The organism is Agarivorans gilvus, from assembly GCF_001420915.1.
Taxonomy (GTDB): domain Bacteria; phylum Pseudomonadota; class Gammaproteobacteria; order Enterobacterales; family Celerinatantimonadaceae; genus Agarivorans; species Agarivorans gilvus.
The window spans coordinates 4,157,602-4,172,276 of the sequence record NZ_CP013021.1 but is presented as its reverse complement, the minus strand read 5'-3'; the positions used below and the strand labels follow the sequence as shown (position 1 = coordinate 4,172,276).

At 46.4% G+C, this 14,675-nt stretch carries 11 protein-coding genes and 5 tRNA genes; 11 read left to right on the top strand and 5 right to left on the bottom strand.

The window, feature by feature from the left end; translation table 11 throughout:
- Positions 1–186 precede the first annotated feature (186 nt).
- From AR383_RS19925 to AR383_RS19905, 5 genes are all read left to right on the top strand, one after another.
- Positions 187–262, top strand: a tRNA-Val gene (locus AR383_RS19925).
- Between the two features lie 12 nt (positions 263–274).
- Positions 275–350 (top strand) — tRNA-Val (locus tag AR383_RS19920).
- A 91-nt stretch (positions 351–441) separates the two neighbouring features.
- A tRNA-Val gene (locus AR383_RS19915) sits at positions 442–517 on the top strand.
- Positions 518–528: 11 nt separating this feature from the next.
- Positions 529–604 (top strand) — tRNA-Val (locus tag AR383_RS19910).
- Between the two features lie 91 nt (positions 605–695).
- Positions 696–771 (top strand) — tRNA-Val (locus AR383_RS19905).
- On the opposite strand, the gene AR383_RS21435 is transcribed toward AR383_RS19905, so the two are convergent.
- Positions 750–962: a hypothetical protein gene (locus tag AR383_RS21435; protein ID WP_083481713.1), complete on the bottom strand. Its 213-nt coding sequence runs from the start codon at positions 960–962 to the stop codon at positions 750–752. The two genes, AR383_RS19905 and AR383_RS21435, sit on opposite strands and share 22 nt — an antisense overlap.
- Positions 963–1,698: 736 nt before the next feature.
- On the opposite strand from AR383_RS21435, the gene AR383_RS19900 reads away from it, so the two are divergent.
- Positions 1,699–1,977 (top strand): YhdT family protein, encoded by a 279-nt coding sequence (locus AR383_RS19900; RefSeq protein WP_198150185.1) that lies wholly within the window; start codon positions 1,699–1,701, stop codon positions 1,975–1,977.
- Entirely contained in the window at positions 1,970–3,418 is a 1,449-nt protein-coding gene (gene panF, locus AR383_RS19895) for a sodium/pantothenate symporter (RefSeq protein WP_055734709.1), read from the top strand. Before AR383_RS19900 ends, panF begins: the two co-directional genes overlap by 8 nt.
- Before the next feature lie 43 nt (positions 3,419–3,461).
- On the opposite strand, the gene AR383_RS19890 is transcribed toward panF, so the two are convergent.
- The 4 genes from AR383_RS19890 to smc all read right to left on the bottom strand — a co-directional run bounded on the left by AR383_RS19890 (position 3,462) and on the right by smc (position 11,533).
- Entirely contained in the window at positions 3,462–4,772 is a 1,311-nt protein-coding gene (locus AR383_RS19890; RefSeq protein ID WP_055734708.1) for a hypothetical protein, read from the bottom strand.
- 251 nt (positions 4,773–5,023) lie between these two features.
- Complete coding sequence (ligA, locus tag AR383_RS19885; protein ID WP_055734707.1) at positions 5,024–7,039, bottom strand: NAD-dependent DNA ligase LigA; 2,016 nt, start codon at positions 7,037–7,039, stop codon at positions 5,024–5,026.
- A 70-nt stretch (positions 7,040–7,109) separates the two neighbouring features.
- Positions 7,110–8,087 carry a cell division protein ZipA gene (gene zipA, locus AR383_RS19880; protein ID WP_055734706.1) on the bottom strand — a complete coding sequence of 326 codons (978 nt, stop codon included), beginning with the start codon at positions 8,085–8,087 and terminating at the stop codon, positions 7,110–7,112.
- A 20-nt stretch (positions 8,088–8,107) separates the two neighbouring features.
- Entirely contained in the window at positions 8,108–11,533 is a 3,426-nt protein-coding gene (gene smc / locus AR383_RS19875; RefSeq protein ID WP_055734705.1) for a chromosome segregation protein SMC, read from the bottom strand.
- 103 nt (positions 11,534–11,636) lie between these two features.
- Here smc and cysZ point away from each other — a divergent pair, with 103 nt between their 5' ends.
- From cysZ to AR383_RS19855, 4 genes are all read left to right on the top strand, one after another.
- On the top strand, positions 11,637–12,395 hold the full coding sequence (gene cysZ, locus AR383_RS19870) for a sulfate transporter CysZ (protein ID WP_055734704.1): 759 nt from the start codon (positions 11,637–11,639) through the stop codon (positions 12,393–12,395).
- Between the two features lie 2 nt (positions 12,396–12,397).
- Positions 12,398–12,691, top strand: coding sequence for a hypothetical protein (locus tag AR383_RS19865; RefSeq protein ID WP_055734703.1), 294 nt, complete (start codon positions 12,398–12,400; stop codon positions 12,689–12,691).
- 333 nt (positions 12,692–13,024) lie between these two features.
- Entirely contained in the window at positions 13,025–13,993 is a 969-nt protein-coding gene (gene cysK / locus AR383_RS19860; protein WP_055734702.1) for a cysteine synthase A, read from the top strand.
- Positions 13,994–14,411: 418 nt separating this feature from the next.
- Positions 14,412–14,669, top strand: coding sequence for an HPr family phosphocarrier protein (locus AR383_RS19855; protein WP_055734701.1), 258 nt, complete (start codon positions 14,412–14,414; stop codon positions 14,667–14,669).
- Positions 14,670–14,675: the final 6 nt, after the last annotated feature.

The following is a 14,675-nucleotide window of genomic DNA, read 5'->3' as shown; positions in this document are numbered from 1 at the left end:
ATTTTACCACACCCGTCAAAATTCGCCAGATAAGAGCAACAGGCTAAATCATCTTGGTTTGCTTATTTTTAAGGCCAGCAAGCTCGCTAAATCGCCATTTTGACGAGAATTTGTGCAAGCAGTCAGTTTCCTTAAAATTTGCGTTGACACCTCTGCGAAGCTCCCTATAATACGCCTCCACAAGTTGGTCGCTTAGCTCAGTTGGGAGAGCATCGCCCTTACAAGGCGAGGGTCACTGGTTCAAGCCCAGTAGCGACCACCAATTTACAATTTAGGTTGCTTAGCTCAGTTGGGAGAGCATCGCCCTTACAAGGCGAGGGTCACTGGTTCAAGCCCAGTAGCAACCACCATATTTAGGTTTGGTATTAAACAGAGCAAAGGCGAAATCGCCCACCTCTTAATAACCCGACCATACACTGGTACAAGCCAGTCATAAAATTTGGTCGCTTAGCTCAGTTGGGAGAGCATCGCCCTTACAAGGCGAGGGTCACTGGTTCAAGCCCAGTAGCGACCACCATTTTACAATTAGGTTGCTTAGCTCAGTTGGGAGAGCATCGCCCTTACAAGGCGAGGGTCACTGGTTCAAGCCCAGTAGCAACCACCATATTTAGGTTTGGTATTAAACAGAGCAAAGGCGAAATCGCCCACCTCTTAATAACCCGACCATACACTGGTACAAGCCAGTCATAAAATTCGGTCGCTTAGCTCAGTTGGGAGAGCATCGCCCTTACAAGGCGAGGGTCACTGGTTCAAGCCCAGTAGCGACCACCAAATAGTAAGCCCGCAGCAATGCGGGCTTTTTTTTTACCTGAATATAAAGAGCATAAGCGATGCCGCATCGCCCTACTCTTTACATGGCGAGGGTCGCCGGTATCAAGCCCAGTAGCGATCAGCAAATAGTAAGCCCGCAGCAATGCGGGCTTTTTTTTACCTGAATATAAAGAGCATAAGCGATGCCGCATCGCCCTACTCTTTATAAGGCGAGAGTCGCCGGTATCAAGCCCAGTAGCGACCACCAAATAATAAGCCCGCAGCAATGCGGGCTTTTTTTTTACCTGAATATAAAGAGCATAAGCGATGCCGCATCGCCCTACTCTTTATAGGGCGAGGGTCACTGGTTCAAGCCCAGTAGCGACCAGCAAATAGTAAGCCCGCAGCAATGCGGGCTTTTTTTACCTGAATATAAAGAGCATAAGCGATGCCGCATCGCTCTACTCTTTATAAGGCGAGAGTCGCCGGTATCAAGCCCAGTAGCGATCAGCAAATACTAAGCCCGCAGCAATGCGGGCTTTTTTGTGCCTGAATATTAAAAGCAAAAGCGATGCCGCATCGCCCTACTCTTTATAGGGCGAGGGTCACTGGTTCAAGCCCAGTAGCGACCAGCAAATATTAAGCCCGCAGCAATGCGGGCTTTTTTGTGCCTGAACATTAAATGCAAAAGCGCTGCAACATCGCCCTACTCTTTGCATGATAAACAATGCCAGTTATAGCTCAGCCCTTCATTTTAAGACCTTAATTACCCGCTAGCTTATGGTTTCAGCTAAACAAGCAATTAACTCTCCATCCAATGCGACTAACAATAAGCAGCTCAATTGTATTAAAAACCTGTGTTTATGCTGGTAGTTATGGTAAAAATGCGTCGATAAAGGCTACCTTATAGGTGGCCTTTTAAGTTTTAGCCGCCAAAACTAGGAGTAGATGATGCCGCAACAACCGGCTTATTATCAGCAAGCCAACCGCGAAGCGGCGATGGCGCTATTGCTCGCCATGGCCTACTTTGTCTGGTGGTACTGCAGTGCCTATGGTTTAGCCCCAGCGATGGAACAAACAAATTTGCCTGAACTCTATTGGGGTCTGCCGCTGTGGTTTTTAATGTCCTGCGTAATAGGTCCCATCATCTTTACAGTACTGTGCGCACTGATGGTTAAGTACTGCTACCAAGATCTACCATTAGATCCCAAAGAGCATCATGAATAAATCTCTGATCATTCCATTAATCAGCTATTTGCTGATTGTATTCGCCCTAGCATTTTTTACTCGTCGGCATAATAAAGCAGGGAGCTTTCTCAACGAATATTTCATTGGCAGCCGCAGCATGGGAGGCTTTGTGCTAGCCATGACGCTTGCGGCCACCTATGCCAGTGCCAGTAGCTTCATTGGTGGCCCTGGAGCGGCCTATAAAATGGGCTTAGGTTGGGTATTGCTGGCAATGGTGCAACTACCAGCCGCTTGGCTAACCCTTGGCGTACTAGGCAAGAAGTTTGCTATTGAAGCTCGCCGCCATAATGCCTTGACCTTAAACGATATGCTATACGCCCGCTATAAAAGCCGAAGCGTAGTCATTTTAGCCTCTTTAGCGCTACTACTGGCCTTCTTCGGAACCATGGTGGTGCAGTTTGTCGGTGGCGCAAGGCTGCTGCAAACCGTCACTGGACTTTCCTATTTTCAAGGCTTATTTATTTTTGCTGCCACAGTTGGTGTCTATACCACCATTGGCGGTTTTCGCGCGGTGGTGCTCACCGATACCGTGCAAGGCGTCATGATGTTAATTGGTACCTTATTGCTATTGGCTGGGGTGATCCATGCCGGCGGCAGCCTGTCGCAACTGGTGACCCAATTACATGCTATTGATCCCGGTTTAGTTAAGCCCTATGGCCCCGATGGGTTTATTAGCCAACCATTTATTTTAAGCTTTTGGGTACTGGTCTGTTTTGGGGTAATTGCCCTGCCACATGCCGCGGTGCGCTGTATGTCATACAAAGACAGCCGCTCTCTGCATAAAGGCATGATCATCAGTACCGTGATGATGGGCGTATTAATGCTTGGTACCCACTTAGCAGGCGCCTTGGGGCGGGTAATTGTGCCAGAGCTAGAAAGCCCTGATCAAATCATGCCTAGCTTAATGATGACAGTATTACCGCCCATGCTGGCGGGCATTTTCCTCGCAGGACCCATGGCTGCGATTATGTCCACCATCGACTCTCAGCTGATTCAAGCGTCAGCCACACTACTAAAAGATCTCTATATCAACTACATCAACCCTGAAATAGTTGAAGGCGCCAATGCCGAGCGACGTTTGAGTCGCAGCTCACTATGGGTTACAGCCATCTTTGCTGGCCTGGTATTCGTTGCAGCCACTAAGCCACCCGATATGATTATTTGGCTTAATTTACTCGCTCTGGGAGGCCTGCAGGCGGTATTTCTGTGGCCTTTAGTGTTTGGCCTTTATTGGTCAAAAGCCTCTGCCCATGGAGCCATTGCTTCTATGTTAAGCGGGCTTATTTGTTATATCGCTTTGATGTGGCTAAAGCCCGACATGGCTGGGATTCACCCCATCGTTCCCACTCTAGTGGTTAATTTAGTGGTGTTTGTGACGGTAAGTTTGGCTAAACCGCAAGCCTTGGCTGAGCAAAGCTAAGTTTGAGTGGCCTGAATGATTCAGGCCACTCAAACTTTAAAACTTAAGATTCTATTTGCTTACGGAAGAACTGAATCATCTCATCGCGAGTCTTGCGATGATTCAAATGAAAAATGTCCATAGGAAAAAGCAGTTCAATCACTCCGGTATCGAACATTCGTTTTACCTCATACTCGTTATGCGCCACATCTCGTTGATACATATAATTTAACCAGGTGCGATTAGTATGAATAATAAACTCCACCCGCATTCCACCAAGTCGCGCAAAAAACTTCATCATCGGTGTTTTAGAGCTAGAGCCTACAGCACGGCTATGGTATTCGCTACGCTCCGTTAAAGAGTCGGAAATATCTTCCAATACCATTAATGAGTTGGCTTGCGAGGCACTGCGTGTCATATGCTTCTGAAAAGCCTTGATATCACTCACCGAATCCAACACCGCCATTAAACCCAATTCATCATCCACCGCTACCGCCGGATTCTTTTGGTTTTTACGTAATAGTTTTAAGACCTTAGCCTCGGGCGGCTTTTTCCGTATTGATACATAAATAGGAATTTGCCGCTCCCCTACGGTAAAGCTTCGGCGTTTCAACAGAGTGAGTTGCTCACGCTTATTTAACTGCACCAGCTTAGCTTGTTGAGGAGACAGTACCGCTACCTCAGAGCATGAGTAATCTTCTTCACTGTGATGAGAGTGTAAATAAACCGGATCCAGCTCGCCAATTTTTAGCTCACGACTCCATACATAACCATTTAAAAAGGCTAAGAAAGCAGAGAATTTAGTTTCGATTTCGGTCTCTCTTTCCCGCTGCTCAATACTGCCCGCTAAGGTCATTAAAATCAGCTTACGCCGAGCTTCAAAACGGGCCTTCTTATGATATTTGTTGTTAAACATAATCAGCAATAATTCTACTGGATTATTGGTGACTTCAATTTCGTTGGTATTTTCAATATGCGAAGCATAAGGGGCTAGAATTTTACCTTTAATCGAGTGAATAACGGCGTCGGCAGTGCGCGCATACTCATCTATTCGGTTTTCAATTTCATTTAGATTGCCGTTAATGCCAAACATGTTACCCAATAGGTAAAGCGCTCGTTCACTACGTTGCTCACGCAGTTCCTCGTCTTCGATAAGTGCTTGGATCTGCGAGAAACTATCAATTCCCAAAAACTCAAAAATCTGACTGCGTAGAGCACGATATTTAGACACATTGTTGGCGTCTTTTTGCACATTTTTCACCCAGTCGCGTACCGACTGGGAAAAAGGATGGGCGACCACAGCATCACGAGTGACCGCAAATGGCCCATCTTGCTGTAACGAAGTAAACACACTATTTGGAGAGAGAACCGACATAACTACCTAAAATCCTAATAACAGCAAGAACTTGCCTAAGCAACGAAGCAAAATATACACCAAATATGGATAACATTCAGTGAATTGTCTGGTATATAGACAAACTAAGTGGCTTAACTAGGATTTTGCTTGCCATTTAGACAACACATGCAGATTTCGGCTGGCAACAAGCTTTGCCACCAGCCTGATTGCCCCAACTCAGCGCTAGCCCAAATACCATGCTGCACCGGAACGAGGCAATCAATGCTTGACTAACTTTGGGACTGCAGTAAATCAATCAGCTGTTGCTCGTCCCATATTTCAATGCCCAATTCTTGGGCCTTACTTAATTTAGAACCGGCTGCTTCACCGGCAATCAGCAAATCGGTTTTTTTCGACACACTACCAGTGACTTTAGCACCTAAAGCTTGCAGTGCTTGTTTCGCTTCACTGCGGCCCAGTTGGCTTAAGGTGCCAGTCAATACAATTACCTTGCCGTCAAGCACCAACTCCTCAGCAGCTGGCTGCTCAATGGCTGGCCAGCTTAGTTGAGCAGCTAAGTCGACCACCAGCTGAGCATTCAACTCGCGATTGAAGAAAAAGCGAATATGCTTAGCCACAATTTCACCCACATCGGGCACCGCTAACAGCTGTTCTACGCTGGCTGTGGCGATGGCCTCAAGCTGCTTAAAATGCAGCGCTAAGTTGCTAGCGGTCGCCTCTCCGACCTCTCGAATACCGAGGGCGTAGATAAAGCGAGGTAAAGTGGTTTGACGCGCTTGTTCTATGCCCGCAAGCAGCTTATCCACCGATTTCTCGCCCATTCGCTCTAGCTTCAACAACTGCTCACGTCGATCTTTCAGGCGAAACAGATCCAGCGGCGTTTCTAGCAAGTTCTGCTCAACCAACTGTTCTACCAATTTGTCGCCAATCCCGTCGATATCTAAGGCTTTACGAGCCACAAAGTGTTTTAAGGCTTCTTTTCGTTGTGCTGCACACTGTAAACCCGCCACACAGCGAGCCACCGCTTCACCTTCAATCCGCTCAATTTTACTATCACACACTGGGCAATTTTGCGGAAAGACCACCTCTTTGGCGTCATCAGGGCGGCGCTCTAGCACCACACTGGCCACCTGAGGGATCACATCCCCAGCGCGACGCACCACCACGCTATCACCGATTTTTACGCCTAAGCGTTCAATTTCGTCAGCATTGTGCAAAGTAGCATTACTGACCGTTACCCCACCCACAAATACCGGCTCTAGCCTTGCTACCGGAGTAATAGCACCAGTTCGCCCTACCTGAAACTCAACATCACGTAGTACAGTAACTTCTTCCTGCGCCGGATACTTGTGCGCCGTGGCCCAGCGTGGAGCGCGCGCCACAAAGCCTAAGAGCTGTTGTAAAGCAAGCTCATCAACCTTGTACACCACCCCATCAATTTCGTAGGCTAAGGCATTACGTCGCTCACCAATTTCTTGGTAATAAGCCAAACAAGCCTCACTGCCCTGCACCACCCGAACTTCGGGGCACACTGGCAGTCCGAAATCTTTTAAGCGTTGTAAGTTTTGATAGTGGCTATCACCAAGGCTGTCACTGACTACACCTAAAGAATAGGCATAAAAAGCCAATGGGCGCGTCGCGGTAATTTTTGAATCTAGCTGGCGCAAACTCCCTGCGGCAGCATTTCTTGGGTTAGCAAAGCCTTTTTCGCCATTTTCTCTGGCCTGCTGGTTAAGCTTTTCAAAACCAGCCTTGGGCATGAATATTTCCCCTCTCACCTCTAAACGCTGCGGCCAATCACTCCCTCGCAGACGCAAGGGAATGGAGCGGATGGTTTTGACATTATCGGTGACATTTTCACCGGTGCTACCATCACCGCGGGTGGCGGCTTGAACCAATTGGCCGTTAACATACAGCAGGCTCACGGCTAAGCCATCTAATTTAGGTTCAACACAATAGTTCACCGGCTCGCTGCGTTTTAAACGCTCTTGCACTCGCTTATTAAAAGCACTGAGTTCAGCTTCACTAAATACGTTGTCTAAAGACAACATCGGCATTTCATGCTGAATTTGTTCAAAAGCCGCCAGCGGAGCACCACTGACGCGCTGTGTAGGAGAGTCACCGCGCAGCAGTTCTGGATATTGCGCTTCTAAGGCTTTGAGTTGCTTAAACAAGCGGTCATATTCGGCGTCAGGAATCGAAGGCTGATCCATCACATAGTACTGGTAGTTATACTGTTCTAATTGTTCGATGAGTTGATCTATTTGTTGTTTTGGCTGAGTCATGCAAGACCTTTAAATAAAAAAGCCTTCCCAAATGAGTGACTTGGAAAGGCTAAATGTTGCTGAAATAAAGTTAGTTTACCAGTAGTTGCTTACGCTCATATTCGCGTACGCGCTGTTCGTAGTGATTAACCGTTTGTTTGGTTAAAGGATTGCGTTGGTCATCTAACATGATCGCATCCAACTCTTTAGCTAAAGTTGAAGCCGCTTTGTACATCAAGGCAAAGTTTTTAGTGGGCTCGCCTTTACACGGAACCGTCATAAAAATGCTTACGCCGCGGGTTTCTAATTGCTCGATGTTATCCAGATCGAAGGTGCCAGGATTCACCATATTAGCCAAACTAAAAATAACCGGGCCAGTACCGCTATTATCCAAATGACGATGGAAGATGTTCATATCGCCATAACGCATACCAATTTTATTTAAGCTGGCTAACAAAGCTGGGCCTTTTAAGTAACGGCCGCTCTGCGCCATCACGTTCACAATAAACACATCATCAGGGGCATTAGGGTCTTTCTTTGGCTCGGACTCGAGTTCGGGTTCCGCAGATCTTGCTTCTTCTTCAGAATAGGCAAATTCAGGCTCAGCACTTGGCTCAACTAGGGGCTCCTCATCAGCTGCAAGCGGAGGCGTTTCCGGTGCCAGTTGTGGCTCGGCATCTAAACCCGCTAAACCTTGGTCATCCGCGATTTGCGGTGCGTCATCCACTGCCGAAAAATGAAACTCCGGCTCTTTACGTTGCACTGGCTGCGGCTTTTCTTCACTCGGTTTTACAGCCGGCTCAGCTTTAACGGCGGGCTTGGCTTCACTATCGTCAAACTTAGCCATCGCATCTTCTAGCGGATCACCAATAACCCTAGCCTCACCCACACCTAAGTCGTCAAAACCCTGTTCGTCTCTATTTAAGCCGGACTCTTTAGGCGCTATTTTTTGTTTAGGATTAAGCAGTTTTTCAGGTCGTTGTTTGCGACTACTCCAAAATCCATGAGCGAGTAAGGCAATAATTAAAATAATACCTACAACGATTAGTACGATGCGTAATTCCTGCATTTAACTGTTCTCTAAAGCTGTTATTCAACCATGGCTATCGCTTCTTCGATATCCACTGCGACCAAGCGGGACACCCCAGGCTCCTGCATGGTGACCCCAGCAAGCTGCGAGGCCTTTTCCATTGTCACTTTATTGTGACTAATAAATATAAATTGGACACTATCGGACATACTATGCACTAAATCAGCAAAGCGTCCCACATTTACTTCGTCAAGCGGTGCGTCCACCTCATCTAACATACAAAATGGCGCAGGATTTAGACGAAAAATCGCAAAAACCAAGGCCAAAGCAGTGAGTGCTTTTTCTCCGCCCGACAGCAAGCTAATGCTAGCATTCTTTTTACCTGGAGGCCGAGCCATAATTGTCACCCCGGTTTCCAGCAAGTCATCTGACGATAATTCCAACCAAGCTTTCCCTCCGCCAAAGACTTTCGGGAAAAGCTGCTGTAAGTCCGCGTCTACTTTAGCAAAAGTTTCACTAAATTTAGAGCGGGTTTGGCGGTCAATTTTTGCAATCGCCGCCTGCAATACTTCAATCGCCGCTTCAAGATCGGCTAACTGTTCACATAATTCTTGATAACGCGCATTTTGCTGCTCAAATTCTGCTTCAGCGGCTAAGTTCACTGCGCCAAGACGTTTTAAGCGTGCATCAACCTGCGCCAGTTCGCTGGCATAGTCATCTTCCAAGCTGGCCTCGGGCAAAGACAGCTCCAAATGTTTCAAGTTTTCGCCTTGTTCAGCCAATTGCTCTAACAAGACAGCTCGGCGCGCCAACAAGCTCTGTTGCTGAATTCTTTGCTCAGTATCTTGCTGTTGCAAACGTTGTAAATGCTGCTGAGCTTGTTTTAAGTTCTGTTGCTGTTGCTGCTGAGACTGAACACTTTGCTGATGAGCTTGAGACGCCTGCGCTTGTTGCTCTTCTAGCACTAACGCCTGCTCTAACAATTGCTCTATTTGCTCAGCCAGTAATTCCAGTTCATCTTGATGTTGTTCTGGCGCGTGGCTCAGCTGGGCGAGCAATTCATCCAGCTTTTGTTGCTGGTAATGCTGTTGCTGCGAACTTGCTTGAATGGCGGCTTGCTGTTGCTGAATAGCCAACTGTTGTTGATGGGCACTATGCTGTTGCTGTTGAATAGTTTGGCGTACTTGTTTTACTTGCTTGCTACTTAACTCAAGCTGCTCAGCTAAACGCAGTTGCTGCTCACTTTGCTGCTGTTGCTGAAAGCGGGCTTCTTCTAGCTGCTCTTCCAATAACAGCTGCGCTTCTTGTTCTTGCTCCAATAATATCGACAGTTCTTCAACTTGCTGCTGATACTGCTCTCGTTGCTGTTCGGCAAATTGCTGCTGTTGTTCTAATAAAGCCAAGCGGCTCTGCCATTGATGAATTTGACTGGCTAAGTTTTGCTGCAGCTGGGTTTGCTGTTCAAGCTCTTTAGCTAAGGCTTGCTCGGTGTCAGCCAAATTTTGTTGGCCTTGCTGCTGCTCAGCTAAACTGGCCTCCACCTGCTGTAGCTGCTCACTAAGTTGCTGATGCTCTTGTTGTAAGCTCAATAAGGAATGCTGGTATTGCTGTGGTCGAAGCTGCTGCCAATATTTACCCAGCCATTCGCCTTTAGCGGTAATCAGAGACTGCTCTGGGCGTAAGTACTGACGCAAGGCAAAGGCTTGCTCTAGACTTTCAACCAGTAATACCTGACCACATAAGAAGCTAAGCTCGACCTGGTTTAACTGCGAAGCCAAACTAGGTAAATGACGTAGCGGCTCGGCAAACTGATAATCATAAGCCTCACTCACGGCACTTAGCGCCAGACTTTGTTCGGGTGATAAATTTTCGCTCCACTCAGCTTGCAACCAAGTGCCTAATACCGTGTCTGCGGCCAACTCCCAACCTGAATTCACTCCAATCACCTCACTTAAGGGCAACTGAGCGCTACAGCTAAATTGAGAAAGCAATTTTTCCACACCTTGTAAGCGGGTTTGTTCGGCGGTTTGTTGTAACTTTAACTGTTGTAGCTGCTGCTCAAGAGCCTGTAAATCACTGCTAACTTGCTGCTTTTGCTCGCTGAGTGTTCGTCGCCCCTGATTAAGCTGTTGCTGCTGCGGCTCAGCATCAGCCAACTGTTGCTTAAGCTGGGCAATTTCTTCCTCAGCTTGGCTGCTTAACTGGTTTAAGCCCTGCTGCGCCTGAGCTAATTGTTGTTGATGTCCCTGTTGCAAACGCTGGCTATGTTGCAACTGCGATTGCAATTGAGCCGCTTCATGCTTAGCTTGCTGAGATTCATTGGCGAAGGAATTTTGCTCGGCTTGCGCCTGATTATAAGCCTGCTCGGCTTGCTCTAGTTGAGGCTCAAGTTCTAGTAGCAACTGCTGTTGCATTTCCTGTTGCTGCGCTAAATCCTCAAGCTGTTGCTGTTGCTCATCTAGCTGCAGCTCGAGCTCTTCTAAGCTTTGTTTGATACTGGCTTGCTGCTCTAAATTCCGCTGTCTGGCCTGCTGAGATTGGTTTTGCTGCTGCTTAATGTGCTGTTGCTGTTGTTCTAATTTCGCTAATTCAGTTTTAACTTCAAAAGCCTGCCCTTGTAAGCGCTGTGCTAACTCTTGCTGCTCAGTCAGTTGATGACTTAACAGCAATAATTGATTTTCAGCTTGAGTAATCGCATGTTCGGCAAGAGCTTGCTGCTGTTCCGCCTGCTGATGCTGCTGATCGGCGCCGTCAATGCTGGCATCTAGTTGACGTAGTTCCTGCAAACAAATCAGCGCCTTTAACTCTCGATAGCGCTCTCGATACTGACGATAACGTTTAGCGGCCTGGGCCTGGGTTTTGAGTTTATTAACCTGCTGGGCTAACTCCGATTCGATATCACGCAAACGCAAAATATTTTCGTTACTGTGTTTTATTCGCAGCTCGGTTTCACGGCGTCGTTCTTTGTATTTCGACACGCCAGCCGCTTCCTCAATAAACACTCTAAGCTCTTGAGGTTTAGATTCGATTAAGCGGCTGATCATGCCCTGTTCGATAATAGCGTAACTACGCGGGCCTAAACCGGTACCCAGAAACAAATCGGTAATATCACGCTTACGACACTTGGCGCCATTTAATAAGTAGTTATTTTGCCCGTCTCGAGTCACTTCTCGGCGCACCGCAATTTCACTATAGCTAGCGAATTCACCGCCAATTCGCCCTTGCTGATTATCAAATACCAGCTCAACCATGGCTTTTGACACCGCCGCACGCTTAGTTGAGCCATTAAAAATCACATCGGTCATCGAGCCGCCACGTAAATTACGCGCATTGCTTTCGCCCAATACCCAGCGCACCGCATCGATCACGTTAGACTTACCACAGCCATTGGGCCCCACAATGGCCGTCATATCGGTGGGAAAAGGAATAGTGGTGCGATCAACAAAAGATTTAAATCCGGCTAAACGGATTTGCTTCAAACGCATAACAAAGTGAGCTTCATTCAATAGCTATTATTAGTCAAGACTTTACCAGAGCTACCGACGCTTTGTAATATGTCCATCTATAAACAACTGAGAGATCACAACAATGACCCAAAATACGCTTGCCTCACGCAGCGGAATTTCCTACATCGTACAAGGTTTTCATTTAATTACTCAGCCCGGCCTACGCCTTTTTGTAATGATCCCTCTGATTGCCAATGTATTATTATTTGGTGCCGCATTTATTTACCTATATCAGCAACTTGGTTCTTGGATAAACGATATCCTCAGCTATTTTCCAAGCTGGTTAGATTGGCTGAGTTGGCTTATTTGGCCCACCGCCATCATAGCCATTCTTATGATATTTGGTTTTACCTTTAGCATCATTGGCAACTGGATTGCTGCGCCTTTTAATGGCCTACTGGCAGAAAAAGTCGAGCAACACCTATGTGGTAAAACCATCGAAGAAATGTCGTTAGTCGACCTGATTAAAGATTTGCCCCGCATTTTTTCTCGAGAGCTACAGAAGCTATGGTATTGGTTACCAAAGGCCTTGGGCTTACTGTTGCTGTTTTTAATTCCAGCCATCGGCCAAACAGTGGCCCCGCTGCTGTGGTTTTTGTTTAGCGCTTGGATGATGAGCATTCAATATATTGATTACCCCTTCGATAATCACCGCATCGCTTTCACCAGCATGCGTGACCAACTAAAGCAAGATCGAATTCGAAATAGCGGCTTTGGAGCGATCGTTTTATTTTGCAGCACCGTACCTCTACTAAACTTAATTATTATGCCGGTAGCCGTATGTGGCGCCACCGCTATATGGGTAGATAGTTACCGTGACTTAATGCTAAAGGATCAATAATCATGAAACCTACTCATCTCATGCCTTACGCTCTAGTCTGTCTATTACTGTTTAATGCTTCGGTAATCGCGGCAGAAGCGCCCCTACAACAAGTCAGTTACAGTGAAGCTAGCGAGATGAAGCTAAGCAAAATAGGCCAGAAGACTTTTTTAGACCGCTACAGTATAGAGCTAGCGCAACAGGCTGCAGTTGAGTGGGCAGCGACTCAAGGGGCAAGCCACTATTCGGTTTATACGATAGAACGCAGTTCATTACGCAGCCGCTTTCGCGTATCCATTATTTTATACCGACACTAACTATACCCCGACAAAATTAACCAACCGCTTAAAGACTCGCTGTTGGTTAATCACTTTCCTCTCCACTCCCCTTTCGTACAAGGCGCTTATACAGTGGCTTGAGGCCTTGTTTGCCGATATACCCGAGTCATCAGAGAAGCCTAATACTCGCCTTACATCACCAGGCGATTGTAATGAATGGCATATCAATTTATCTCTTAATTACATAACGTTATAAATAAACGTTACTTCCCCTTAGTAATTACCGCGCTATGCTATTACTACAGTTAATGCTGCTTGGTGCAAAGTAACCACTAAGAGTAGCAACCCGTATAAACTAAAAAGGACGCTTCAATGAGTAAAATCTACGACGACAATTCCCTAACAATCGGTCGCACTCCCTTGGTTCGCTTAAACCGAGTAAGCAAAGGTAACGTATTGGCTAAAGTAGAAAGCCGTAACCCAAGCTTCAGTGTGAAGTGTCGTATTGGCGCCAACCTAGTGTGGGACGCCGAGAAAAAAGGCCTGTTAGGTCCTGGTAAAGAAATCATTGAACCAACCAGTGGTAACACCGGTATTGCATTGGCTTTCGTTGCGGCTTCGCGTGGTTACCCTATTACTTTAACCATGCCTAACACCATGAGCTTAGAGCGTCGTAAGCTGCTTAAAGCTTTAGGAGCCAACTTAGTTCTCACTGAAGGTGCTAAAGGCATGAAAGGCGCGATTTCTAAAGCTGAAGAAATCCGCGACAGCAACCCTGAAAAATACATATTGCTTGGCCAGTTTGATAACCCAGCCAACCCTGAAATTCACGAACAAACCACCGGCCCTGAAATTTGGGAAGATACCGATGGTGAAGTAGACGTATTCGTAGCGGGCGTTGGCACCGGCGGCACCATTACCGGCGTTAGTCGCTACATCAAGCTAGAGCAAGGTAAAAAAATCACTTCAGTTGCGGTAGAGCCGGTTGACTCACCAGTGATTACTCAAGCTAAGGCCGGTGAAGAACTCACCCCTGGACCACACAAAATTCAAGGCATTGGTGCTGGCTTTATTCCAGCCAACCTAGACTTAGACATGGTGGACCTAGTTGAACAAGTCAGCAATGACGACGCCATTGCCATGGCTCAACGCTTGATGGAAGAAGAAGGTATCTTGGCGGGCATCTCATCGGGTGCAGCTGTAGTTGCGGCCAACCGCATCGCTGAAAAGCCAGAATTTGCCGATAAAACCATAGTGGTTATCTTACCAAGTTCAGGTGAGCGTTACCTATCAAGTGCACTGTTTGCAAACATTTTCACAGAGCAAGAAAACGTTCAATAAAACAGCGAAACAAGCACTTAAAAGGGCGATCCATTGATGGGTCGCTTTTTTTTGCGATTCGGACTTAATTTTCTAAGAAAAATAACATCATTCTCTTGTGTAATAAAACCGCAAAAACTATACTCCAGCCCACCAAATATCGGCTTTTATAATGTTTCCATTTGTAACACAAGGTATCAAAACAGATACATTGTTTACGTCGATAAATTAGTAAAAATACAATAATTACAAATAGTTAAACAAAAAAGCCGTTTGTAATAATTAGTAACACCTTACAACTTAACCTGAAAATTTGACGTAGATTAAACTTCACAGTCTATTTTTACGTTATTTTTTTCTCGAAAACGTTTTACTAATAAACGTCTAAGCTTATAGCAAGTTTTAGGCGACATAATTATTAATATTGAGGAATGATAATATGTTTGAAAAATCTGTTGTAATTACTGCTGAGAATGGCCTTCACACTCGCCCAGCCGCCCAGTTCGTAAAAGAAGCAAAAGCCTTTTCTAGCGACATCACCGTAGAAAGCAACGGCAAATCAGCCAGCGCTAAAAGCTTATTCAAACTACAAACCTTAGGTCTAACTAAAGGCACTAGCGTGGTAATTCGTGCCGAGGGTGCTGATGAAAACGCAGCGGTTGAAAAGCTTGTTGCATTAATGGATGAGCTTGAATAAGCCAGT

What these genes read in the sequence shown, in the direction of transcription:
- AR383_RS21435 (WP_083481713.1), bottom strand. Translation starts at nt 962, where the DNA reads ATGCGGCATCGCTTATGCTCTTTATATTCAGGTAAAAAAAAGCCCGCA.
- AR383_RS19900 (WP_198150185.1), top strand. Translation starts at nt 1,699, where the DNA reads ATGATGCCGCAACAACCGGCTTATTATCAGCAAGCCAACCGCGAAGCG.
- panF (WP_055734709.1), top strand. Translation starts at nt 1,970, where the DNA reads ATGAATAAATCTCTGATCATTCCATTAATCAGCTATTTGCTGATTGTA.
- AR383_RS19890 (WP_055734708.1), bottom strand. Translation starts at nt 4,772, where the DNA reads ATGTCGGTTCTCTCTCCAAATAGTGTGTTTACTTCGTTACAGCAAGAT.
- ligA (WP_055734707.1), bottom strand. Translation starts at nt 7,039, where the DNA reads ATGACTCAGCCAAAACAACAAATAGATCAACTCATCGAACAATTAGAA.
- zipA (WP_055734706.1), bottom strand. Translation starts at nt 8,087, where the DNA reads ATGCAGGAATTACGCATCGTACTAATCGTTGTAGGTATTATTTTAATT.
- smc (WP_055734705.1), bottom strand. Translation starts at nt 11,533, where the DNA reads ATGCGTTTGAAGCAAATCCGTTTAGCCGGATTTAAATCTTTTGTTGAT.
- cysZ (WP_055734704.1), top strand. Translation starts at nt 11,637, where the DNA reads ATGACCCAAAATACGCTTGCCTCACGCAGCGGAATTTCCTACATCGTA.
- AR383_RS19865 (WP_055734703.1), top strand. Translation starts at nt 12,398, where the DNA reads ATGAAACCTACTCATCTCATGCCTTACGCTCTAGTCTGTCTATTACTG.
- cysK (WP_055734702.1), top strand. Translation starts at nt 13,025, where the DNA reads ATGAGTAAAATCTACGACGACAATTCCCTAACAATCGGTCGCACTCCC.
- AR383_RS19855 (WP_055734701.1), top strand. Translation starts at nt 14,412, where the DNA reads ATGTTTGAAAAATCTGTTGTAATTACTGCTGAGAATGGCCTTCACACT.